The sequence below is a fragment of the Kitasatospora sp. RG8 genome (assembly GCF_017813315.1).
Classification (GTDB): Bacteria; Actinomycetota; Actinomycetes; order Streptomycetales; family Streptomycetaceae; genus Kitasatospora.
The window spans coordinates 30,038-52,359 of record NZ_JAGIYX010000033.1 but is presented as its reverse complement, the minus strand read 5'-3'; the positions used below and the strand labels follow the sequence as shown (position 1 = coordinate 52,359).

The 22,322-nt window shown below is 73.6% G+C and carries 18 protein-coding genes; 8 read left to right on the top strand and 10 right to left on the bottom strand.

The features are described from left to right. Positions 1 to 70 precede the first annotated feature (70 nt). Complete coding sequence (locus J5Y04_RS34545; RefSeq protein WP_209416495.1) at positions 71 to 517, bottom strand: hypothetical protein; 447 nt, start codon at positions 515 to 517, stop codon at positions 71 to 73. A gap of 215 nt (positions 518 to 732) precedes the next feature. Next, entirely contained in the window at positions 733 to 912 is a 180-nt protein-coding gene (locus J5Y04_RS34540; RefSeq protein ID WP_209416494.1) for a hypothetical protein, read from the bottom strand. 173 nt (positions 913 to 1,085) lie between these two features. Between J5Y04_RS34540 and J5Y04_RS34535 the strand changes: the two genes are divergently transcribed. After that, the gene (locus J5Y04_RS34535; protein WP_209416493.1) at positions 1,086 to 2,027 is read left to right on the top strand and encodes a hypothetical protein; all 942 of its coding nucleotides are present in this window, start codon (positions 1,086 to 1,088) and stop codon (positions 2,025 to 2,027) included. 93 nt (positions 2,028 to 2,120) lie between these two features. On the opposite strand, the gene bioD is transcribed toward J5Y04_RS34535, so the two are convergent. The 3 genes from bioD to bioB are packed head-to-tail and all read right to left on the bottom strand — an operon-like array spanning position 2,121 to position 5,547. Then, positions 2,121 to 2,876 carry a dethiobiotin synthase gene (gene bioD / locus J5Y04_RS34530; protein ID WP_209416492.1) on the bottom strand — a complete coding sequence of 252 codons (756 nt, stop codon included), beginning with the start codon at positions 2,874 to 2,876 and terminating at the stop codon, positions 2,121 to 2,123. Continuing rightward, positions 2,873 to 4,219, bottom strand: a complete 1,347-nt coding sequence (locus J5Y04_RS34525; RefSeq protein ID WP_209416491.1) for an adenosylmethionine--8-amino-7-oxononanoate transaminase — start codon at positions 4,217 to 4,219, stop codon at positions 2,873 to 2,875. The genes bioD and J5Y04_RS34525 overlap by 4 nt, the downstream gene beginning before the upstream one ends. Before the next feature lie 23 nt (positions 4,220 to 4,242). Further along, on the bottom strand, positions 4,243 to 5,547 hold the full coding sequence (gene bioB, locus J5Y04_RS34520) for a biotin synthase BioB (protein WP_209416490.1): 1,305 nt from the start codon (positions 5,545 to 5,547) through the stop codon (positions 4,243 to 4,245). 213 nt (positions 5,548 to 5,760) lie between these two features. On the opposite strand from bioB, the gene J5Y04_RS34515 reads away from it, so the two are divergent. Continuing rightward, on the top strand, positions 5,761 to 6,591 hold the full coding sequence (locus J5Y04_RS34515) for a hypothetical protein (RefSeq protein WP_209416489.1): 831 nt from the start codon (positions 5,761 to 5,763) through the stop codon (positions 6,589 to 6,591). 285 nt (positions 6,592 to 6,876) lie between these two features. Here the strand turns inward: J5Y04_RS34515 and J5Y04_RS34510 are convergent, their stop codons facing one another. After that, on the bottom strand, positions 6,877 to 9,369 hold the full coding sequence (locus tag J5Y04_RS34510) for an RNA helicase (RefSeq protein WP_245206053.1): 2,493 nt from the start codon (positions 9,367 to 9,369) through the stop codon (positions 6,877 to 6,879). 195 nt (positions 9,370 to 9,564) lie between these two features. Between J5Y04_RS34510 and J5Y04_RS34505 the strand changes: the two genes are divergently transcribed. From J5Y04_RS34505 to J5Y04_RS34495, 3 genes are all read left to right on the top strand, one after another. Next, positions 9,565 to 10,296 carry a hypothetical protein gene (locus J5Y04_RS34505; protein ID WP_209416487.1) on the top strand — a complete coding sequence of 244 codons (732 nt, stop codon included), beginning with the start codon at positions 9,565 to 9,567 and terminating at the stop codon, positions 10,294 to 10,296. A 344-nt stretch (positions 10,297 to 10,640) separates the two neighbouring features. Beyond that, positions 10,641 to 11,867, top strand: a complete 1,227-nt coding sequence (locus tag J5Y04_RS34500) for an 8-amino-7-oxononanoate synthase (RefSeq protein WP_209416486.1) — start codon at positions 10,641 to 10,643, stop codon at positions 11,865 to 11,867. Positions 11,868 to 11,933: 66 nt separating this feature from the next. After that, a complete protein-coding gene (locus J5Y04_RS34495; protein ID WP_209416485.1) occupies positions 11,934 to 12,470 on the top strand; it encodes a hypothetical protein in 537 nt (178 codons plus the stop codon). Positions 12,471 to 12,514: 44 nt separating this feature from the next. Here J5Y04_RS34495 and J5Y04_RS34490 read toward each other — a convergent pair whose 3' ends face one another. The 4 genes from J5Y04_RS34490 to J5Y04_RS34475 all read right to left on the bottom strand — a co-directional run bounded on the left by J5Y04_RS34490 (position 12,515) and on the right by J5Y04_RS34475 (position 17,752). After that, on the bottom strand, positions 12,515 to 13,390 hold the full coding sequence (locus J5Y04_RS34490; RefSeq protein WP_209416484.1) for an aminoglycoside phosphotransferase family protein: 876 nt from the start codon (positions 13,388 to 13,390) through the stop codon (positions 12,515 to 12,517). Further along, entirely contained in the window at positions 13,387 to 14,091 is a 705-nt protein-coding gene (locus J5Y04_RS34485) for a GNAT family N-acetyltransferase (RefSeq protein ID WP_245206033.1), read from the bottom strand. Before J5Y04_RS34485 ends, J5Y04_RS34490 begins: the two co-directional genes overlap by 4 nt. 46 nt (positions 14,092 to 14,137) lie before the next feature. Next, positions 14,138 to 15,145: a non-homologous end-joining DNA ligase gene (gene ligD, locus J5Y04_RS34480; protein ID WP_209416483.1), complete on the bottom strand. Its 1,008-nt coding sequence runs from the start codon at positions 15,143 to 15,145 to the stop codon at positions 14,138 to 14,140. Positions 15,146 to 15,367: 222 nt separating this feature from the next. Continuing rightward, positions 15,368 to 17,752, bottom strand: coding sequence for a ricin-type beta-trefoil lectin domain protein (locus tag J5Y04_RS34475; RefSeq protein ID WP_307853452.1), 2,385 nt, complete (start codon positions 17,750 to 17,752; stop codon positions 15,368 to 15,370). Positions 17,753 to 18,437: 685 nt separating this feature from the next. On the opposite strand from J5Y04_RS34475, the gene J5Y04_RS34470 reads away from it, so the two are divergent. The 3 genes from J5Y04_RS34470 (at position 18,438) to J5Y04_RS34460 (ending at position 22,240) form a co-directional block, all read left to right on the top strand. Further along, positions 18,438 to 19,481 carry a substrate-binding domain-containing protein gene (locus J5Y04_RS34470; RefSeq protein ID WP_307853451.1) on the top strand — a complete coding sequence of 348 codons (1,044 nt, stop codon included), beginning with the start codon at positions 18,438 to 18,440 and terminating at the stop codon, positions 19,479 to 19,481. Between the two features lie 165 nt (positions 19,482 to 19,646). Next, positions 19,647 to 21,221 carry a sugar ABC transporter ATP-binding protein gene (locus tag J5Y04_RS34465; protein ID WP_209416480.1) on the top strand — a complete coding sequence of 525 codons (1,575 nt, stop codon included), beginning with the start codon at positions 19,647 to 19,649 and terminating at the stop codon, positions 21,219 to 21,221. Next, positions 21,218 to 22,240, top strand: a complete 1,023-nt coding sequence (locus J5Y04_RS34460) for an ABC transporter permease (protein WP_209416479.1) — start codon at positions 21,218 to 21,220, stop codon at positions 22,238 to 22,240. Before J5Y04_RS34465 ends, J5Y04_RS34460 begins: the two co-directional genes overlap by 4 nt. Positions 22,241 to 22,322: the final 82 nt, after the last annotated feature.

Here is a 22,322-nt window from a genome sequence, read left to right as displayed (position 1 = left end):
ACCGGGCGTCCCCCGGGCCGGGGCGCCGTTTGCTTGCCCGGCGGCGGCGCGTGAACTCCCCGCGGAGCCCTCAGGGGTGGCTGAGCGCGTACGTGCGGAAGGTGGCGAGCAGCGGCAGGACGTCCGTCTTGCCCGGTTCCTCCGTGACCGCCCGCAGGGCGTCGATGACGGTGCGGGCGATCGCCCTGGTGACTCCGAGGTCGTCGGCGGCGGCCGTGCCGGCCCAGGCGCGCAGGGTCTGGGCGAGCAGGGCGGCCATCCGGGCGCCGATGTTGGCGCTCACGGCATCGGTGAGCGCCGCCAGCTCCTCGTCGGTCATGCCGGATTGCAGGCCGAAGGCGAGTGCCATCAGGGTGTCGATGGCGTGCTCGCCGTACGCCGCGACCAGGCCCGGGAGGGGCTGCTCGCCCGGGCCGCCGGCCGCCAGTGCGGTCAGCGCCTCGTCGTCCTCCTTCCACACCGCCTCCAGTGCGGCGAGGGCCCGGAGGGACTCGTCCAGCGTCAGGCCGTCTGTCATGCCGAGAACGGTATTGAGCCCCGCCGGGCCCGTATACCGCCTGGGCGCCGATTTCACTCGTTCCAGCGAAGCCGAGTGCTTGCCGGAGTCGTCGGCGACGCGTCCGACGACGGTTCCGCCCCCTCCTGCCGAAGCCGTCGCCGGACGCTCCGTCCTGAGCGGCCTTGACTGCTCACGACGGCTCACGACCGCGCCTGACCGCTCCCGACCGGTCCTCAGCGGCCGCGGGAGCGGCGCAGGAGGAGGGCGAGGGAGGCCCGGGCGTCGCGCCGGCGCTGCGGGTTCCGGGAGAAGGCCGAGGTCATGGCGGTCGCGGAGACGGTTGCGGCGTAGATCGTTCCGGCGGTGCCGAGCAGGGTGGAGCCGTTCTGGAGCAGGTGGAACAGGACGGACATGTGCGAGCCTCCGAGGTCCGGGTTCGAGCCTTTCGATGACACCGTTGTCCCGCTTCCGGCGACATCCGGCGATCCGTGGTCGGTCCGCGGTGACCCAACTATGCTGGCCAGCACCTTTATTGATGATTTTCCGGCGACCGCATCCGTCGGTCGTCCGAGCAGGGGGGACGTGCATGCGGGTGGATGATGCGGCCGATCGGTTCTGGGTGGAGCTACGGGACCTGTGGGAGGCGGCCGGGCCGCCCCCGCTGAAGACCGCGGTCCGGCTGGGCGAGGTTCAGGTACCGCCGGTCACGATCTCCGACTCGACGATCAACGGGTGGCTGACCAGGGTTTCCGTCCCCAGCGAACGGTTCACCGGCTACTTCGAGGCGTTCGTGCCCTGGCTGCAACGACAGGCGGGGCAGACGCCCACCCGGCAGTCCGGGCAGAGATGGGCGCAGCTGCTGTCCGCCGCCCGGGCCGAGCAGAAGCGCAAACAGGGCAGCGTCAGCCAGGGGAGCGGCCGGCCCGCGGCGGCAGTGGCAGCGGCACCGGCGGCGGCACCGCCAACGGCCCCGAACGGCGCCCCCGGGATCGACCGGCACCGGAGGATGAACTTCTACCGGGCCGGCTGCGGCGTCGGCTGGAAGCTCCATCTGGCGCCGTTGTCCGAATCGTCGGGCGGCATCGAGCGACTCGCCGAGTTCCTGGACACGCTGCGCACGCTCGGCTTCCCGCCGGCGGAGATCGAGCGGATCGAGGCCTACACGAGCAGGATCCCGGCCGCCGAGTCGAACGAGGTGGGCAGGGCCCTGGTCGTGGAGTTCGCCGCTGCCATGGACGGCGTGGTCGACCTGGCGCGGGAGCTGTCGTCGGCCGAGGAGTTCAACTGGTTCACCCTCGGGCGGCTGCTGCACACGATCGGCTACGTCGTGACGATAGCCTGGCCGGACGACCCGGACATCGAGGGTCTGCGCAGCGGGCTCTTCTTCCTGGCCGACCTGCTCAAGGTCCCGGAGGCGTTCCGGGCGGAGCTGAAGGCCTTCGCCACGATGCCGATGCCCACCCCGAACCAGGGCGACGTCTTCCTCGAAGCGCACCGCCTGGGGCAGGTGTGCGAGGCCATCCTCTGAGGAGGACCGGCCGGGTCGTGCGGCGGTCCCGGTGGGAGGCCCACTCACCGGGCCACTCACCGGGTCTCCCGCCGGGCCTCCTACCGCGGCCGGTCAGCCCGCAGCCTGATGCGTGCTCGCGAACTCCGCCGCGTCCCACCGTCCGTGCAGCGCCGGGGCGAGCGAGGCGCGCGCCACGGCGGCGAAGTCCCCCGCGGCGGCCGCCCGTTCGGGCAGGGCGCCGAGCAGCGGGGCGCCGGCCGAGCGGGGCAGGTCGGCGAGGTTGCAGCGGTCGGCGAGGCCGGGGGAGCCGGGCCAGGCGCCGATGACCACGCCGAACAGCGGCAGGCCGCGCGCGGCCAGCGCCTCCGCGGTCAGCGAGGTGGTGTTGAGCGTGCCGAGGCCGGCCGTGGCGACCAGCAGCAGCTGCGCCGGCAGACCGAGGTCGCGGGCGGCGAGGGCCTGGTCGGCGAGCGTGCGGCCCTCGTCGTCGTAGCGCACCAGCAGGCCGCCGGCGCCCTCGACCAGGACCAGGTCGTGGTCGTGGGCCAGTTCGGCGGCGGCTGCGGCCGTGTCGGCGGGGTCGAGGTACGGCCGTCCGGACCGGCGGGCGGCCGTGTCGGGCGCCAGCGGCTCGGGGTAGCGGACGAGTTCGCGCAGGGTGAGCCGGCCGGCGAGCGGGGCGCCGACCAGCCGGGCGACCTCATCGACGTCCCCCGGTTCGCCCGGCGCGACCCCGGTCTGGCCGGGCTTGAGCACGGCGACCCGCAGGCCGGCCTGGACGGCCGCCGACGCGACGGCGGCCGTCGTCACGGTCTTGCCGACCTCGGTGCCGGTGCCGGTGACGAAGAGCACGGGAGGGGCGATCATCCGGCCACCGCCGCAGCGGTCACCGCGGCCGCGATCCGCGCCACGTCCTCGTCCCCCGTCACGAACGGCGGCATGGTGTAGACGAGGTCCCGGAACGGGCGCAGCCAGACGCCTTCCCGGGCGGCGGCGGTGGTCGCCGCCGCCATGTCCACCGGGTGGTCCAACTGCACGACGCCGATGGCGCCCAGGACCCGGACGTCCCGGACACCGGGCTGGGCGGCCACGTCCGCCAGGCCGTCCCGCAGGCCGGTCTCGATCCGCTTCACCTCGGTCTGCCAGTCCTGCCCGAGCAGCAGGTCGATGGAGGCGTTGGCGACCGCGGCGGCCAGCGGGTTGCCCATGAACGTCGGGCCGTGCGCCAGGACGGGCATCTCGCCCCGGCTGATGCCGTCTGCGATCTCGCCGGTGCAGAGCGCGGCGGCCATGGTGAGGTAGCCGCCGGTCATCGCCTTGCCCAGGCACATGACGTCCGGGGAGACGCCGGCGTGGTCGGCCGCGAACAGGGCGCCGCTGCGGCCGAAGCCGGTGGCGATCTCGTCGAAGACCAGCAGCACGCCGTGGCGGTCGCAGAGTTCGCGCAGCATCCGCAGATAGGCGGGGGAGTGGAACTGCATCCCGCCGGCGCCCTGCACCACCGGCTCGACGATGACGGCGGCCAGCTCGCCGGCGTGACGCTCCATCAACTCGTCGAAGCGGGCCGCGTACTCGGCGTCCAGCGGCGCGTCGAAGCCGGCCGGCGGCTGCGGCGCGAACAACTGGTCGGGCAGTACCCCGCCCCACAGGTGGTGCATGCCGCCCTGCGGGTCGCAGACCGACATCGGGTGGAAGGTGTCCCCGTGGTAGCCGCCGCGCCAGGTGAGCAGCCGGCGCTTCTCCGGCCGTCCGGTGGACTGCCAGTACTGCAGGCACATCTTCATCGCGACCTCGACGGCCACCGAGCCCGAGTCGGCCAGGAAGACGTGCTGGAGCGGCTCCGGAGTGATCTCCACCAGCCGCGCGGCCAGCCGGACGGCGGGCTCGTGGGTGAGCCCGCCGAACATGACGTGGCTCATCCGGCCCAGCTGCCCGCGCACCGCGTCGTCCAGCACCGGGTGCCCGTAGCCGTGGATCGCCGCCCACCAGGACGACATCCCGTCGACCAGCTCGTCCCTCCCCTCGACGGGTCGGGCGAGCCGCAACCGCACCCCGGACGCGGACTCCACCACGTACGGGGTGGCGGTGCCGGGCATCGGCCCGTACGGGTGCCAGACGTGCGCCCGGTCGAGGGCGAGCAGGGCGTCGGTGGGCAGGGCGGCGGTGGGCAGGGCCCCGGCGGGGCGTGCGGGGTCGGAAGGCTGAGCCATGATGATGGATTCCCTTGCAGCGGTCAGGCGTTGGGCGCCAGCTCGGTGCCGGCGCCACGGCGCCGGACCCGGACCAGGTCGCTGCGCAGCTCGTCGTTGGGGTTCTCGGCCGCGCTCTCGGCCGCGCTCTCGGCCGCGCTCTCGGCCGCGTCCTCGGCAGGGGCCGCCACGGCATGCCCGCCGCAGGGGCCGCACCCGTGCGCACCGCCGTCGGCCTCCTCCTCGCCGGTCGCGTCGGCGGAGACCTCGCCGTGCCCGCCGCACGGCCCGCAGCCGCCGCCGGTCCCGCAGGCGCCGCCCGTGGCCACCGCGGCGGCGACGTCGGCCCGGTGCCGGGGCAGGGTGGCCTCGCCGGCGCCCTCGACCTCGAAGCCCGCGTCCTTGATCATGTCGAGGTCGGCCTGCCCGGCCTGGCCCTCGCTGGTCAGGTAGTCGCCGAGGAAGATGGAGTTGGCGAGGTGCAGGCCCAGCGGCTGGAGCGTGCGCAGGTGGACCTCGCGGCCGCCCGCGATCCGCACCTCGGTGTCCGGGTTGACGAAGCGCACCATCGCCAGGATGCGCAGGCAGCGCTGCGGGGTGAGGTTCCACTCCTTGGCCAGCGGGGTGCCCTCGAACGGGATGAGAAAGTTGACCGGCACCGAGTCCGAGCCCAGCTCGCGCAGCGCGAAGACCACGTCCACGAGGTCCTCGTCGCTCTCGCCCATGCCCGCGATCAGGCCGGAGCAGGCCGACAGGCCCGCGCCGTGCGCCTTCTGGACGGTGTCCACCCGGTCCGCGTAGGTGTGGGTGGTGGCGATGTCGCCGTAGGTGCCCTCGGAGGTGTTCAGGTTGTGGTTGTAGGCGTCGGCGCCGGCCGCCTTCAGCCGCTCGGCCTGGTTGTCGGAGAGCAGGCCCAGGCAGGCGCAGATCTCGACGGCCGGGTCGGCGTCCTTGATGGCGGAGATGGTGTCGGCCACCCGGTCGATGTCACGGTCCGTCGGGCCGCGGCCGCTGGCCACCAGGCAGACGCGCTTGGCGCCGCCGGCGACGCCGGCCTTCGCGGCCTCGGCGGCCTGGTCCGGCTTCAGCCAGGTGTACTTGAGGATCTCGGCCTTGGAGCCCAGCCGCTGCGAGCAGTACGAGCAGTCCTCCGGGCAGAGCCCGCTCTTCAGGTTCACCAGGTAGTTGAGCTTCACCCGGCGGCCGAACCACTGCCGGCGCACCCGCCCGGCGGCCGCGACGACGTCCAGCAGCTCGTCGTCGGTGGTGGCGAGGACGGCGAGCGCCTCCTCGCGGGTCGGGGCTTCGCCGCGCAGGCCCTTGGCGGTGAGGGTATCGAGCAGATCCATGGGCCTGATCCTGCCTGGTGGCCGACGGGCGACGCCAGAGGAAACCCACCAGAAGATCTCCGGGAGGATGTGCGAGTTGTCACAGTGTCGAAGCTCACGGTAGTGGTACATGTCACGTCCCCGGTCGCGGAGCTCTCCGGCCCCGGCGCGGGTGATCGTCACGGGCCCTCCCCCGTGATCTCCACCACCTGCGGACTGCTTAGAATCTGCGCCATGACCACGCAGGGGGAGCGCACCCCGTCACCGGGAGACCACGGAACCGACCAGCCGGGCGGCGCGTACCGGCGGCCGGCCAGGAGAGTCGGCGCCCGCCGCGTCGTGGGCTGGATCGTGGTGGTCGGTGTCGTGGCGGCCGGCGGCTGGATCATCACCCGCCCGACGCCCGGCGACTTCATACCCGGCCTCGGCCCGTCCAGCAAGGACGCGACCAAGACACCGAAGGTGGTCGGCTCCCCGCCCCCGCGCAGCGGCGCCGACCCCGAGGGGCTCAACGTCGACTCCCTCTTCCCCGCCCAGCGGGTGGTCGAGGTCGGCGCCTACAAGGGCAAGCGCTCCGGCGTCCGCCAGGGCGAGAACTGCGCCGAGGCCCTCCAGGACCGCGCCCAGGACCTGTTCCGCGAGAGCGGCTGCCAGGGCTACCTGACCGTCAGCTTCGCCGGCCAGGACAAGCCGGTGCTCAGCAGCGTCACCCTGCTGCGCTTCGCCGACCAGGCCGCCGCCACCAAGGCCGCCGAGGCGCTGCGGGCCAAGCCGGGCGCGCTCGCCTTCATCCTCCCGGACGCCTCCACCGCCCCCGCCCTGCCCGCCGGCAGCGCCAAGCCCGGTACGGAGCAGCGCGTCGAGGCGGTCGGCCGGCACGTGACCGTCACCAGCTCGCGGCCGGTCGAGGGCCACGGCGGTTCGCCGGCCGCCTCCCCGGGGGCCTCGGTCTCCGCGACCCCGCTCGCCGTCCCGCCCAGCCCGGCGGCCGGCGCGGAGCAGGTACTGGACGAGGCCACCCGGGCGCTGTCCTACGCGGCGGGCGCGCCGTTCATCTGGATCTGATCCGGGCCGGCCGGAGCCCGGATCCCGGGTCCGGTCGGGGCCGTCCGGAGCCAGGACACGAGGAGCCGAGGAGCCCGGACACGAGAGGCCGGGGGCCCGGACACGAGAGGCCGGGGGCCCGCACGCTGCGGACCCCCGGCCTTCCTGCGTCCCTCATGTCCCCCGCGTCCGCCGGTGACCGCCCGGCTGCTTGCTCGCCGTCCGGCGGTCACCCCGGCCCGGGAGCCCCGGCGAGGTGCCCCGGCCCGGGAGCCCCCGTCCGAGGGCTCCCGGACCGGCGGAGACTCAGCCGCCCAGGCGGTCCACCGCGGTGACGCGCAGCACCGCGCGGCCCTCCTCGTCCGAACCGTAGAGGTCGACCTCGGCGCTGATGCCCCAGTCGTGGTCACCCGACGGGTCGTCGAAGATCTGCCGGACCCGCCACGAGGAGTCCTCCTCCTCGATCAGCAGCATCTTCGGGCCGCGCGCGTCCGGGCCGGTGCCGAGGTCGTCGTACTCCTCCCAGTACCCGTCGAGCGCGTCCGCCCAGCGGTCCGCGTCCCAGCCGTACTCGCCGTCCAGCTCGCCCAGCGCGTCGTAGTGCTCCAGCGCCGCCAGCTCGACCCGGCGGAACATCTCGTTGCGCACCAGCACCCGGAACGCCCGCGCGTTGGCCGTCACCGGCGCCGGCTTGTCGTCCAGGGTGACCTCGGCGGCCTGCGGCTCGGTCGGGTTGGCCAGCTGCTCCCACTCGTCCAGCAGGCTGGAGTCGACCTGGCGCACCAGCTCGCCCAGCCAGGCGATGACGTCCTTGAGGTCGTCGGTCTTCACGTCCTCGGGGACGGTCTGCTCCAGCGCCTTGTACGCGCCGGCCAGGTAGCGCAGCACGATGCCCTCGGTCCGGGCGAGCTCGTAGTGGCCGACGTAGTCCGAGAAGGTCATCGCCCGCTCGTACAGGTCGCGGACCACGGACTTCGGCCGCAGCTCGTGGTCGCCGATCCACGGGTGCGCCCGGCGGTACACCTCGTAGGCGTGGGTGAGCAGCTCCTCCAGCGGCTTCGGGTAGGTGATCTCCTGGAGCCGCTCCATCCGCTCCTCGTACTCGATGCCGTCGCGCTTCATCTCGCCGATGGCCTCGCCGCGGGCCTTGTTCTGCTGCGAGGCGAGGATCTGGCGCGGGTCGTCGAGGGTCGCCTCGACGACGGAGACGACGTCCATCGCGTACGACGGCGAGGTCGGGTCGAGCAGCTCGAAGGAGGCCAGCGCGAAGGTGGACAGCGGCTGGTTGAGCGCGAAGTTCTCCTGGAGGTCCAGGGTGAGGCGGACGATCCGGCCCTCGGAGTCCGGCTCGTCCAGCCGCTCCACCACGCCGCCCTCCAGGAGCGAGCGGTAGATGGCGATGGTGGTGCGGATGTGCCGGCGCTGGGCGGCGCGGTCCTCGTGGTTGTCGGTGAGCAGCTTGCGCATGGCCTCGAAGGCGTTGCCGGGCCGGCCGATCACCGACAGCAGCATCGCGTGGCTCACCTTGAAACGCGAGACCAGCGGCTCCGGGTCGGCGGCGATCAGCCGCTCGAAGGTCTCCTCCGACCAGCCGACGAAGCCCTCCGGCGCCTTCTTCCGGACGATCTTGCGCTTCTTCTTCGGGTCGTCGCCCGCCTTGGCGACGGCCTTGTCGTTCTCGATCACGTGTTCCGGCGCCTGCGCGACGACCTGCCCCACGGTGTCGAACCCGGCCCGCCCGGCGCGGCCCGCGATCTGGTGGAACTCACGGGCCCGCAGGACGCGCACCCGCACGCCGTCGTACTTGGACAGCGCGGTGAACAGCACCGTGCGGATCGGCACGTTGACGCCCACGCCGAGCGTGTCCGTCCCGCAGATCACCTTCAACAGGCCCGCCTGGGCGAGGCGTTCGACCAGCCGGCGGTACTTGGGCAGCATGCCGGCGTGGTGCACGCCGATGCCGTGCCGCACGAACCGGGACAGGTTGCGGCCGAACTTGGTGGTGAAGCGGAAACCGCCGATCAGGTCGGCGATGGCGTCCTTCTCCGCCTTCGAGCACATGTTGATGCTCATCAGCGACTGCGCCCGCTCCACCGCCTCCTTCTGCGTGAAGTGCACGACGTAGACGGGCGCCTGACCCGTCTTCAGCAGCTCCTCCAGCGTGTCGTGCAGGGTGGTGCGGCGGTACTCGTAGAACAGCGGCACGGGACGCGTCGCGGAGCGGACGACGGTGGTGGGCCGGCCGGTGCGGCGGGTGAGGTCCTCCTCGAAGCGGCGGACGTCGCCGAGCGTCGCCGACATCAGCAGGAACTGCACCTGCGGCAGCTCCAGCAGCGGGATCTGCCAGGCCCAGCCGCGGTCCGGCTCCGCGTAGAAGTGGAACTCGTCCATCACCACCTGGCCGATGTCGGCCCGCGCGCCGTCCCGCAGCGCGATCTGCGCCAGCACCTCGGCGGTGCAGCAGATGATCGGCGCGGTCGGGTTGACGCTCGCGTCACCGGTCATCATGCCGACCTGCTCGGTGCCGAACACCTTGCACAGGTCGAAGAACTTCTCCGACACCAGCGCCTTGATCGGCGCGGTGTAGAAGGTCCGCTTGCCCTCCGCCAGCGCCGCGAAGTGCGCCCCAGCCGCCACCAGGCTCTTTCCGGAGCCGGTCGGCGTCGCCAGGATCACGTTGTTCCCCGACACCAGCTCGATCAGTGCCTCCTCCTGCGCCGGGTACAGCGTGATCCCGCGCTCCTCCGCCCAGGCGGCGAAGGTCTCGTACAGAGCGTCGGGAGTAGCGGGCTTCGGCATCAGGTCAAGGAGGGTCACCCGGCTATCTTGCCTGTTCGCGCCCACGCCCGGCAAAGCCCGCGGCCGTCCGCTCGGGCGCCCGACGGCCGCCGGAGGGCGCGGCGGCGCGGTTGAGTACGCGTACTCAGGTGCCCGGACCGGCCGCGCGGCTACTGTCGGCGCGGAAGAACGTACCGGTTGGTAGGGGGAACGGGCATGGCCGAGACGGCGGGTTCCGCGGCGACGGTGGAGGGGCCGGGGACGGCCGGCGCGACGGCCACGACGTCGGCGGCGACGGACGGGCGGGCCGGCGGCCTGGCCCTGCGCATCGTCCGCGTCGTGCTGGGCGCCCTCCTCGCGGGCATGCTGCTGGTCATGGCGTTGATCATGGGTTTCGGTGTCTGGCTCAACCACGAGCTGGGCGAGAAGACCGCCGACGAACGGCCGCTGATGACGGCCGCCGAGTGCCGCGACCGCACCGAGCGGGCGCTGACCGGGACGGTCAACGGCATCACCCCCGCCGTCCGGTACCGCGACAGCGGCTACCTGGTCCTGCCCGGCAGCCACTACATGGACGGGACCCGCAGCCCGCTCACCTCCGTCTCGCGCTCGCTGCGGCTGACCACCACCGTCGCGGCCGGCCGGCACCCCGCCCTCGCCGCGGCGATCACCGACTACTGGGCCCGCAACGGCTATCGCGACATCCAGAGCCGGGAGTTCGGGCACCGCCCGTCGGCCGGGTACCGGACCGAGCACACCGCCACCTCGCCCGAGGGCGTCCGGCTCACCGTCCGGCTGGAGGACTCCGGCAGTGCGACCCTCTCGCAGACCACGGAGGTGGAGATCGCGGCCGAGCAGAAAGGCGTCGAGGCCGCCGCCGACCGCGTGTACGGAAACCGGGGCAGTGGCCCGGCCACCCCGGTGGACGACCCCTACTGGTCGCACTGAGTGGTCGCACTTGGCCGGGGGGCGCCCTTCGGCACCGGGCGTCGGCCCTTCCGCGGCGGCTGCGGTCGCGGCGGCCGCCAGGCCCGCCGCACCGGACGGGATGCACGGACCGGACGAGCCGCGGGAAGCGGGACGGGGGCAATACGGACCGGACGGGGCCGCACGCACCGCAACGGGCCGCGGGAAGCCGGACCGGGGCCGCACGCACCGCAACGGGCCGCGGGAAGCCGGTCACGGGCTGCACGGACCGCACGGGGGCAGCGCGGAACCGGACAACAGGACCCGTCGAGGGTGTGCCCAGACGCACATTGCCCGCCGGCGCCCCGCGTGCCAGAGTGCCGATCATGGCCCACCGCACCGCGTCCGAACCGTCCGTCCTCGCCCCGGGCGGCGCCCCCGGCCCCGCCGACACCCCGGCCCCGGCCGCCGTCTTCGACTGGCTCGACGAGACGGCCGAACTGCGCGCCCGCGCCGGCCTGACCCGGACGCTGCGCAGCCGCCCGGCGGAGGACCCGGTGCTCGACCTCGCCGGCAACGACTACCTCGGGCTGACCCGCCACCCGGCCGTCACCCGGGCCGCCGCCGACGCCGCGCTGCGCTGGGGCGGCGGCGCCACCGGTTCCCGGCTGGTCACCGGTACCACCGCGCTGCACACCGAACTCGAGGACGAGCTGGCCGAGTTCTGCGGGGTGGAGGCGGCGCTGGTGTTCTCCTCCGGGTACACCGCCAACCTGGCCGCGCTGACCGCGCTCACCGACCCGGACACCCTGATCGTCTCCGACGCGTACAACCACGCCTCGCTGATCGACGGCTGCCGGCTCGCCCGCGGCGACGTCCACCGCGCCCCGCACAGCGACCCCGACGCCGTCCGCGCCGCGCTCGCCGGTCGCACCCGGCGCCGGGCGCTGGTGGTCACCGACTCCGTCTTCTCGGTCGACGGCAACGCCGCCCGGCTGCCCGAACTCTCCGCCGCCGCCCGCTCGGCCGGCGCCGCGCTGCTGGTGGACGACGCGCACGGGCTCGGCGTCCTCGGCCCCGGCGGCAGCGGCGCCCTGGCCGCCGCCGGCCTCGCCGGCGAGCCGGACACCGTCGCGACCGTCACCCTCTCCAAGTCGCTCGGCTCGCAGGGCGGCGCGGTGCTCGGCCCGCGCCGGGTGATCCGCCACCTCACCGAGACCGCCCGCACCTTCATCTTCGACACCGGCCTCGCCCCGGCCGCCGCCGGCGCCGCCCTCGGCGCGCTGCGGCTGCTGCGCGCCGAGCCGCAGCGCGCCGACCGGGCCCGCGAGGTCGCCCGCACCCTCGCCGACCGGCTGACCGCGGCCGGCCTGCACGCCTCCACCCCGGATGCGGCCGTCGTCTCGGTCCGGGCCCCCGGCCCGGAGGCCGCCGTCGCGTGGGCCGCCGACTGCCGCCGGGCCGGGCTCGCCGTCGGCTGCTTCCGTCCGCCCTCCGTCCCGGACGGCATCTCCCGCCTCCGGCTGACCGCCCGCGGTGACCTGACGGACGCTCAGATCACTGATGCGGTGCGGATCATCGCCTCGCTCGCCCCGGCGGGTGCCACGCGCTGACCGCAACCGCCCGCCGGGTCCGGGGCGTCCCGGGAGAGGACGGCGCGGACCGGCGGGGGAGAGTCGATGCGAGATGCGCGGCGAGGGGCGCGGTGGCTCCTCGGAAGGCTGCTCCTGGCGGTCGCGGGGCTGGTGGTGTTCGGGCTCGGGTGCCTGGCCGTCGCCCACACCGCGTCCCGGCTCGGCCAGGCCGCCGGACTCTCGGACACCCGGGGCTGGTACGTCCTCCACATCTGCCCGCCCGGGCAGGAGACCGCACGCGACACCTGCCCGGGCAAGTTCATCCCCGACGACGGCGAACCCGTCTACACCTACACGTTCGAGGAGGACGTGCCGCCGTGGGGCCTGATCGCCCCGGTGTGGTGCGAGGCCGGGGAGTGCCACCCGACGGGCGAGCGTGCGGTGTCGTACTGGCTGGCGCTGACCCTGGCCGGCCTCGTCGTGCTTCCGGCGGGGGTTCTCCTGGTCGGTTCCGCGTTCACCGACGTGAGCAACTGGAACTGGATCTATCCCTCTCTGCCCCGGGCCGTCGGCCTGCTGATCGGCCTCGCCGTCCTCTGCCTGTTCCTTTCCGGCAAGGCCGGCGGCGGGGAGGTGTCCTGACGGGCGGCCTCGGCCCGGCCGGGGCGCCGCCGCCCCGGCCGGGCTCAGAGCCCGGCCAGCTCCGCCAGGAACGCCGTCTCCGCGTCCTGCCGCCCGGCCGCCACCCGCGGCGCGGCGACCATCACGGCACAGGCCCGGCACCAGTCGAGCACCCGCTGCGGATCCGAGCCCGGGACCAGTGCGGCCAGGCCGGCGATCCGCCGCTCCAGCCCGGGCAGGCCGGTGGCACCGTCGAGCACCCAGTCCACCAGGTCGAAGTCCGGGTCCCCGAGGGACGGCCGCGGGTCGATCGCCACCGGCCCGCCCGGGCCGTCCAGCACGTTGCCCGGGTGCAGGTCCCCGTGGACCAGCGCCACCGGGCCGCCGGCGGCCAGCTCCCGCGCGAACGCCCGCGCCCCGGGCGGCACCGCGCCCGGCACCCGCCGCTCGGTGAGGTCGAAGAGGAACTCCACCCGCTCGGCCAGCGGCGCCAGCGCGAGCCCCGCCACCGGCACCGACCGCAACGCGCCGAGCACCGCAGCCACCTCGGCCGGCCGCCACTCCCGCTGCCGCAGCGTCGGCCCGGGGCTCACGTCGTCCAGCAGCAGGGCGCCCGCTGCCACGTCCTCCTCCAGCAGCCGCACCACCGACGGCAGCCCCGCCCACGCGCGCAGGGCCACCGCCTCCTGCCGGGCCACCTCGGGGTCGGGCGTCAGCTTCAGCCAGACGGTCCGCCCGTCCCCGCGGTCACAGCGGAACACCCGGGCCGTCCCGCCCCCGCCGCCCGCCCGCACGGTCAGGCCCCAGCGGGCGGCCAGCCCGGCCACCAGCGACGGCAGGGCCTCGCACCAGGCGTCTGCCGACGGCCCGAACCGGACCACCAGCCGGGACCGGACCTCCGCCGGAACGACCACCGGCGACCCGGCCGATGCCCCGCTCACGGCCGCCCCACCACCAGCAGCGTCTCCGCGCCGACCGGCCGGTACCCGGCCGCCTGGAACGCCCGCACGCTCGTCGCGTTGCCCGGCGCCTGCTGCGCCCAGATCCACTCGCCCTCCGGCAGCAGATGCCGGGCGCTCACCGCCAGCGCGCGCCCCAGGCCGCGGCCCCGCGCCTGTTCGTCCACCTCGATGGCGCACTCCCACCGCCCGGCCACCCCGCGGCCGAGGACCAGCACCCCGCCGTCCACGGTGAACACCCGCACGTCCTCCCGGTACCGCAGGGCGCGCACCACCCGGGGGTGCTCCCGGTCCGTCACCGGCTCCAGTGCCAGCGGCGGCTCACCGGGCAGCCGGCCGGCCACCGTCAGCAGGTCGATGTTGCCGGCCACCCGGCCGGTCCGCTCGGTGAACGCGGTCAGGAAGGGCGGGCAGAGCGGCGCGGCCAGCGGGTCGCTCGGCACCGCGGCGAGCGCCGCGTGCACCCAGGCCGGGTCCTCGTCGGTGAACACCACCGCGTGCGCGGAGAACGACAGCACCCCGGCCTCGCGCGGCGACGGCTGCGGCACCACCGTCACCGACCCGTCCGGCGGCGGGAACACCCCGCGCGCCGCGTCCGCCAGAATCCCCCGCAACCCGTGCCCGTCCACCCCGCGCCCGTCCACCCCGCGCCCGTCCACCCCGGAACCCCTCCCCGTGTGCATGATCCTTCGAGGGCCGACAGCCTACGTGATCACCCCCGGCCGGTGATCACGACTTCCGAGCCCGGCTCGGCTGCACCCTGGTCGGCTCACCCGCCGCCTTCGGATGGTCCGGCGGGTACGGCAGCTCACCCATGCCCTCGTCCCGCAGCTGCCGCTCGTACAGCTCCAGCAGCCCGTCCAGCCGGTACGCCTTGTCGTCCATCTCCGCCTGGAGATCGCCCAGTTCGGCGAACCGCGGCGGCAGCGTGCGCAGGTCGAAGTCCTCCGGCGCGGCGTCGTCCAGCTCTTCCCAGCGCAGCGGTGCCGACGCCGTCGCCCGCGGACGGGCCCGCAGCGAGTACGCCGAGGCGATGGTCCGGTCCCGGGCCATCTGGTTGTAGTCCACGAAGATCCGCTCGCCGCGCTCCTCCTTCCACCAGGCCGTGGTCACCCGGCCCGGCAGCCGCTGTTCCAGCACCCGGCCCAGCGCGATCACGGCGTGCCGGCCGTCGGTGAACGTCCACTGCGGCTCCAACGGCACGTACACGTGCAGCCCGCGCCCCCCGGAGGTCTTCGGCCAGCCGCGCAGCCCCGACTCCTCCAGCAGCGCACGCAACTCGTGCGCCACCCGCACCGCGTCGTGGAAGTCGGTGCCGGGCTGCGGGTCGAGGTCGATCCGCAGCTCGTCGAGGTGGTCGGTGTCGCCGCGCCGCACCGGCCACGGGTGGAAGGTCAGACAGCCCAGATTGGCCGCCCAGAGCACCGCCGCCGGCTCGGTCGGGCAGATCTCGTCGGCCGACCGCCCGCTCGGGAAGGCGATCCGCGCCGTCGGGAGCCACTCCGGCAGGCCCTTCGGTGCCCGCTTCTGGTAGAAGAACTCGCCCTCCACCCCGTCCGGGAACCGCTGGAGCGTGGTCGGCCGGTCCCGCAGTCCGCGCAGCACCCCGTCCGCTACCGCCAGGTAGTACTGCGCGACGTCCAGCTTCGTGAACCCGCGCTCCGGGTAGTACACCTTGTCCGGGTTCGACAGCCGGACGGTGCGCCCGGCGACATCCAGTTCCACGGCTGAGCCCATGCGTCCCACGCTAGCCGCACCACTACGACCTCGCCCGCGGCGTCGCTCCGGACCTCCGGCCCCTGGCCGAACGGAGCCGGGGGACGTCCGGGCGATCGGGCGGACGTGCTCGCGCACGTCGTCACCGATCGTCCCCGGCCGTCCCCCACTCCGTTCGGGTGAGACCTCAGGCCTCCTCGGAGGCCTGAGGTCTCCGCGCTACGGGGCTACGGGACTACGGGGCTACGGGAGGTTCCAGCGCTGGTTGGTGCCGCCGTTGCAGGTCCAGACGATCAGCTGGGTGCCGTCGGTGGTGCTGGCGGCCGGGTCGTCGAGGCAGAGACCGGACTGGACGCCCTTCAGCGTGCCGTCGGCCTGCGGGGTCCACTGCTGGTTGGCGCCGCCGTTGCAGGTCCACAGGTCGACGGGGGTGCCGTCGGTGCTGCCCTGGCCGACCACGTCGAGGCACTTGCCGCCGGACAGGAGCCGGCCGTTGTCCCAGGTCCACGTCTGGGCCGGGTCGGCGGCGTCGCAGCTGTGGAGGACGGCCTTGGTCCCGTCGGCAGCCGGGGCGGCGGAGGCGCCGAGGCACTTGCCGGCCAGGCCGGAGGTGACCGGGCCGGTGAACGAGTTGCCGCCGGTGCCCGGGGTCAGCGCGAACGAGTCGAACTGGTCGGTCTGGTAACCGGACACGGCCAGGCCGGCCATGCCGGAGGTGAAGGCGTGGTCGGTCGCGCTGCCGACGCTCTGCCCGTCGATCGCCGCGGTCAGCGTCGATCCCTGCATGGTGAGTGCGAGGTGGTGCCAGGTGTTCAGGCCGGGCGCGGTGACGGTGCCGGACGCCAGCGTGGTGAGGTTCCACTTGAGGTCGCTCTTCTGGATCGCCCAGGCGCCCGTGTCGCTCAGACGCAGGTGGTAGGCGTTCAGGCCGCCGTTGTTGCGGCCCTGCTGGTTGACGCGGCCGAGGACCTCGGTCGAGCCCGGCTGCTCGAAGAGCGTGTCCGCACCGACCGTGTAGTTCACCCAGCTGCTGTCACCCACGATGGTGTAGGGCTGGTTGTTCGACTCGTCGGTCCAGCGGATGGGGGAGACCGGGGCCATCTGGCGCAGGCACGTACCGGTGCGGCCGCCGCCGCAGGGGACGGTCTGGAAGGCGCCGTTCATGTCGGAGAAGTACTTCGGGGAGGCCGTCGCGGCGGGCTTGTCGAAGCCGTCGGCGTAGGGCAGGCCCAGCGGCGCGGGCGCCGGCGGGGTGGCCGTTCCCTTGCCCTGGCCCGTGGTGGTGGTCACGGTGTAGACGTGTCCCGGCTGGAGGGTGAGGGTGTAGGCCCCGCGGACCGGGTTGAGGTCCTGCTCGTGGACGAAGTCGTCGGCGGTGTCCGCGGTGGCGAGGTTCGTCGACCAGACGTGCACCTGGCCGGTGGGCAGGCCGCCGGTGACCTTGAACGTGGCGGTCTGCGCGGCGGTGGCGTCCATGGTCTCGACGACGGTGGAGTAGTCGCGGCCGTCCGCCGACTTCAGCGTGACGAAGCTGCCGTTGGCCCGGTTGCCGCCGAGGTAGCCGGCCGCCGGGTCGAGGTACTTCCAGCCGGGCCGGGTGAACTGGGTGGTGTGCGCGGTGACCCAGGTGGTCTGGCCGATGGAGTAGTTGCCGGACCAGGGCTGCGCGGCGAGCGAGAGGCCGTCGGTGGAGAAGAAGAGGTTCTGGTACAGCGCCGCGATGACCGGCCAGTTCATGTACGAGGTCATCTTGCCGTCGATGTAGTCGCGGTTGATCGCGCGGGCCACCGCCGGTGCGCCGGTGTTGTAGTCCTGCGAGCCGCTCTCGCTGGCCCAGATCGGCTTGCCGAGCGCCTGCGCGGCCGGCGTGCTGTTGCAGGTGCTCATCGCGCCGAGGTAGCCGCACGGGTAGTGCATGCCGATGACGTCGATCGCGTTGTTGAGCGCCGGGTCCTTGGTCATCTCCGCGGCGAGGTTCCAGTCGTAGCTGTCCGCCGCGACCACCTTGGTGTCGCCGTGGCCGTTCGCGACCAGCGAGCTCTTGAGGTTCTTGTACCAGGTGGCGTTGTACTCGCGCTCGTTCCAGCCGCCGATGTAGTCGATCGGCAGGTTGTGCCGGGCGGCGCAGCCGAACCAGCCGCCGATGTAGTCGATCATGTCCTGGGACCAGAAGTACGGCTTGCCCGGGTCGGGGTTGGCGGGGTCGTCGACCCCGACCCAGCCGGGGGCGCCCCAGGCGAGGCCGTAGAGCTTGATGTCGGGGTTGCGGGCCTTGGCCTGCTCGGCCAGCCACCACTCGTACCCCTGGTTGCAGTCGACCGCGCCCCGGGAGTGCTGGTAGCTGGGCTCGGCGCCGTCGGTGGAGTTGGTGTCGCCGCCGATCTCGATCTTCAGCGACTGGAGGGAGGCGCCGTAGCCGGGCTTGAAGAGGTAGTCCAGCAGCTGACTGCGCTGCGGCTCCGGATAGTCGACGAGCAGGCGGGAGTTGCCGCCGCCGCCGCTGGCGGCTCCGATGCCGTCGAAGGTCCGGCCGGACTTGGTGCCGTCCACGGTGATGGCGGTGCTCACCGTGGTGGTGGCGGCGAGGGCCGGAGTCGCGGCCTGTCCGGCGACGAGTGCGCCGGACACGAGGAGTGAGGCGGCGACGGCCGCGCTTCTGAGGGTGCGTCCGGGCGTGGCCAGGAGACGGAGGGGTCCGTGCACGGGGGGCCTTTCGTACGACGCCGGAAGCGGCGTACCGCGCGCTTCCGAGCGGTTGGGCGGGGGAAGGTCGCAATCGCTCACAAACAAACAGAGCCGACCGGATCCGCACAGTAGGGGTGCGGCGAGCCGGCGGTCAATGGGGCGCGGTCGAAGAGCTTCCGAGGAACGCGTGGCGCGTGGCATCCCGGCCGGGCTCCGGCGGTCGGCTCCGGACCGCCGGAATTCCTGTGGCATTCCGACGGTGTTCCGTCCGGATCCGGCGGACCGGACCCGCGGGTTCCGGCGTGGCGGCCGGTGATCCACTGCCGCCCGTGGTCGGGCGCGTGAGCCACCCGGACCTGATTGACTCCGGATACCTAGTAATTGCGCGTGTAATTCATGAGTGGTCCTTGCCGTGGGTGTTTGCCGATTTCGCGCCGGCGATGCCTGAGAATGGGCAGGTGGGCGCCTTGGTAACAAAGGTGCATCGGCCGGGGGCCGAATGTTTTGGGCCTCTTGACGGGAGGGTGACGTGCCGGTTTTCCTGTGATGTACCGCGTTTGAAAGTGATGACATGCGATCGATTCTGTTGGATCGATTCGGTCTCGCTCGCCCACCCTGGAGTCGCCCCGTGTCCCCCATCCGTGCCCGTCTGGTCCCCGCCGCCGTGCTGGGCCTGACCACCGTCCTCGGCCTCACCGCCTGTTCCACCGGCCAGAGCTCCGGCACGGCGGACTCCCAGGCCGCACCGGTCACCGGAAAGGTCTCGCTGACGTACCTGCAGAAGCAGGGCGACCAGGAGTACTTCGTCGGCGAGGCCGCCGGCGCCAGGGCGAAGGCGGCCGAACTCGGCATCGACCTCAAGGTGGTCAACCTCGGCAGCGACGCCAACAAGACCGTCAGCGAGGTGCAGTCCGCGATCGCGCAGAAGAGCAACGGCCTGATCGTCGTGGTCCCGGACCCGGCGGTCGGCCCGCAGGTCGTCCAGACGGCCCGCGACGCCAAGGTCGCGCTGCTCACCTCCGACGACCAGATCTGCACCACCGGCCCCGCCCCCGCCTCCTGCGGCAAGTCCGACCTGGTGCCGCGGATCGGCTTCAGCGGCGAGCAGATGGGCGGCGAGGTCGGCAAGCGGGCCGCCGAGGAGTTCAAGAAGGCCGGCTGGAACCCCGTCGACACCCGGATCATCTCCGCCTGGAAGCAGGACGTCACCGTCTGCGGCGACCGGGTGAAGGCCGCCAGGGCGGCCTTCGACTCCGCCGTCAGCGGTGTGCAGACCGTCGACGTGGCCACCGACAACACCCCGACCGGCGCCCAGGACAAGGTCGCCGCCACCGTCACCGCCAACCCCGGCGTCAAGCACTGGGTGGTGTGGGGCTGCAACGACGAGAACGTCCAGGGCGCCGTCACCGCCCTGGAGAACGGCGGCGTCAGCCCCGACGACATCGACGGGGTCGGCCTCGGCGCCTACCTGGCGTGCAAGGACTGGAAGTCCGGCAAGCCCTCCGGCATGAAGGCCGCGCTGTTCATCAACGGCAAGGACGTCGGCGCCCTCGCCGTCCAGACCATGTACGACCGGCTCAAGAACGGCAAGGACTTCCCGGCCGAGGCGTTCGCCCCGACCAAGATGGTCGACGCCGCCACCTGGCAGGCCGCGGGCGTCGGCTGCAGCTGACCCGCGGCCCGGCCGGTGCGGCCACCGTCACCCCCGCGCCGCCGCACCGGCCTCCCCCGCCCGGCCCGTACCTCCCCCCGCCCGGCACGTACCGGCCCCCGCCCGGCCCGGCCCGTACCGCCCCAGCCCCTACCGCACCGCACCGCACCGCCAGTTGAGGCCACGATGACCACACCCAGTCGCCCGCCCGCCGCACCAGCCGGCCTGACCGCCGAGAACATCGGCAAACGTTTCGGTGCCGTCCAGGCGCTGCAAGGCGTCGACCTGAGCTTCCCGCCCGGCCGGGTCACCGCCCTGATGGGTGAGAACGGCGCCGGCAAGTCCACCCTGCTGCGCATCCTCACCGGCGACCACCGGCCGAGCGAGGGGCGGGTCCTGCTCGACGGCCGGGCCCTCGACCTGGGCTCGCCGACCGACGCCCGCCGGGCCGGCATCCGGATCATCCCGCAGGAACCGGAGATCATCCCGCACGTCTCGGTCGCCGAGAACGTCTACGCCGGCAGCCTCCCCCGACGGGCCGGCCGCCGCCTGGACCGGGCCGAACTGCGCCGCCGGATCACCGCCGACCTGGACCGCCTCGGCTTCGCCAAGGTCCTCGACCCCGACCTGCTCGGCTCCGAACTCACCGCCGCGCAGCGCCAGCTGGTCGAGATCCTGCGCGCCCTCACCGGCGAGGTCGCCCCCCGGGCGATCGCCTTCGACGAACCGACCTCCTCGCTCTCCGAGCACGAGGTGGACGCCCTGTTCGCCCTGATCCGACGGCTGCGGTCGCAGGGCATCGCGGTCGTCTACGTCTCGCACCGGATGAAGGAGATCTTCCAGCTCGCCGACCGCATCGCGGTGCTGCGCGACGGCACCCTGGCCGGCGTGGTCGACGCCGCCGACACGGACGAGAACGAACTGGTGCGGCTCATGGTCGGCCGCGACCTCGCGGGCCTGTTCGTCCGGCAGAACGTCGCCACCGACCGGGTCGTCCTCGACGTGGACCGGCTCAGCACGGACGACGTCCACGACGTGTCGCTCACCGTCCGGGCCGGCGAGGTCGTCGCGCTGGCCGGCCTGATCGGCGCCGGCCGCTCCGAACTCGCCCTCGCCCTGGCCGGCGCCGCCCCGGTCCGCGCCGGCACCGTCAGCCTCTCCGGGCAGTGGCTGCGCCTGGGCAGCCCGCGCCGGGCGATCCGGGCCGGCATCGGCCTCGCCCCCGAGGAGCGCAAGGCCCAGGCCCTGTTCCTGCACCGCACGATCCGCGACAACACCTCGCTGGTCAGCCTCGAACGGCTGCGCCGCCGGCGCTTCGTCAAGGTCCGCGAGGAGAAGGAGCTGGCCCAGCGGTACGCCGACCGCCTGCGGGTGCGCGCCCCCTCCATCGAGACCGAGGTGCGCACGCTGTCCGGCGGCAACCAGCAGAAGGTGGTGCTCGCCCGCTGGCTGGCCCGCCGGCCGGACCTGCTGATCCTGGACGAGCCCACCCGCGGCGTCGACATCGGCGCGAAGGCGGAGATCTACCAGATCATCGCCGACCTCGCCCGGGAGGGCGTCGCGGTGCTGGTGATCTCCTCCGAACTCCCCGAAGTCCTCGGCCTCGCCGACCGCGTCGTGGTCATGCAGGGCGGCCGGGTGACCGGCGAGCTGAGCCGTGACCAAGCCTCCGAGGAGAGCATCCTCGCCCTCGCCATGGCCGACGACCTGGCCACCGACTCCCGAACCGACCCCCACGCCAGCACCGGAGCAACAGCATGACCACCAGCACCGCCCCCACCACGGCACCGCAGCCCCGCACCGGCGGCCCGCGCGCGCTGCTCGGCTCCGTCGGCGCCCAGAACCTCAGCCTGATCGGCGCGCTCGTCGTCGTGGTCGTGCTGTTCGGCTCGCTCAACCCCAACTTCCTCGGCTGGGACAACATCCAGGTGATCGCCGAGGCGGCCACCATCGCGGGCCTGCTCGCCGTCGTCCAGACCGTCGTCATCATCTGCGGGGGCCTGGACATCTCGGTCGGCTCGCAGGCCGGACTCGCCTCCGTGGTCAGCGCCATGGTCTTCACCTCGGCCGGGTCCAGCGCACCCGCCGGCATCGGCGCCGCGCTCGTCGTCGGCGCGGCCGTCGGCCTGCTCAACGGTGCGGTGATCATCTACGGCCGGGTCAACCCGACCATCGCCACCCTGGCGGGCCTCGCCGCCTACAAGGGCGTCGCCCAACTGGTCTCCGACGGCCGGGCCCAGGGCTACGTCCTCAACGACCCGGTGTTCGTCTTCCTCAGCCGCGGGAAGATCGCCGGCCTGCCGACCATGGTGTGGATCCTGATCCTGGCCGCCGCCGCCGTGCACGTGCTGCTCAAGTACACCGACATCGGCCGCAACGTCTACGCGATCGGCGGCAACGACACCGCAGCCCGCCTCGCCGGCATCAACCTCAACCAGTACCTGATCGCCGCCTACGCGCTCAGCGGCGTCGTCGCCGCCCTCGCCGGTGTCCTGCTCACCGCCCGCACCGGAAGCGGCCAGCCCGTCTCCGGCAGCGAGGGCCTGGAACTCCAGTCCATCACCGCCGCCGCCCTCGGCGGCTGCGCCCTCAAGGGCGGCAAGGGCGGCATCGGCGGCACCCTGCTCGCCGTCGCGCTCCTCGGCTGCCTCCAGAACGGCCTCACCGTCCAGGGCATCAACACCTTCTGGCAGAACGTCGCCCAGGGCACCCTCCTGGTGGCCGCCGTCGTCATCCAGCAGCGCCGCAGCGGCGAACGCGCCGTCGGCCTGCCCGCCTGACCGGTCCCGGACCCCGACCAGGCGCGGACCCTCCTGCGGATCCGGAGGTCCGTCCACCGATCCCCCGGTGCCGGGTGGCCGA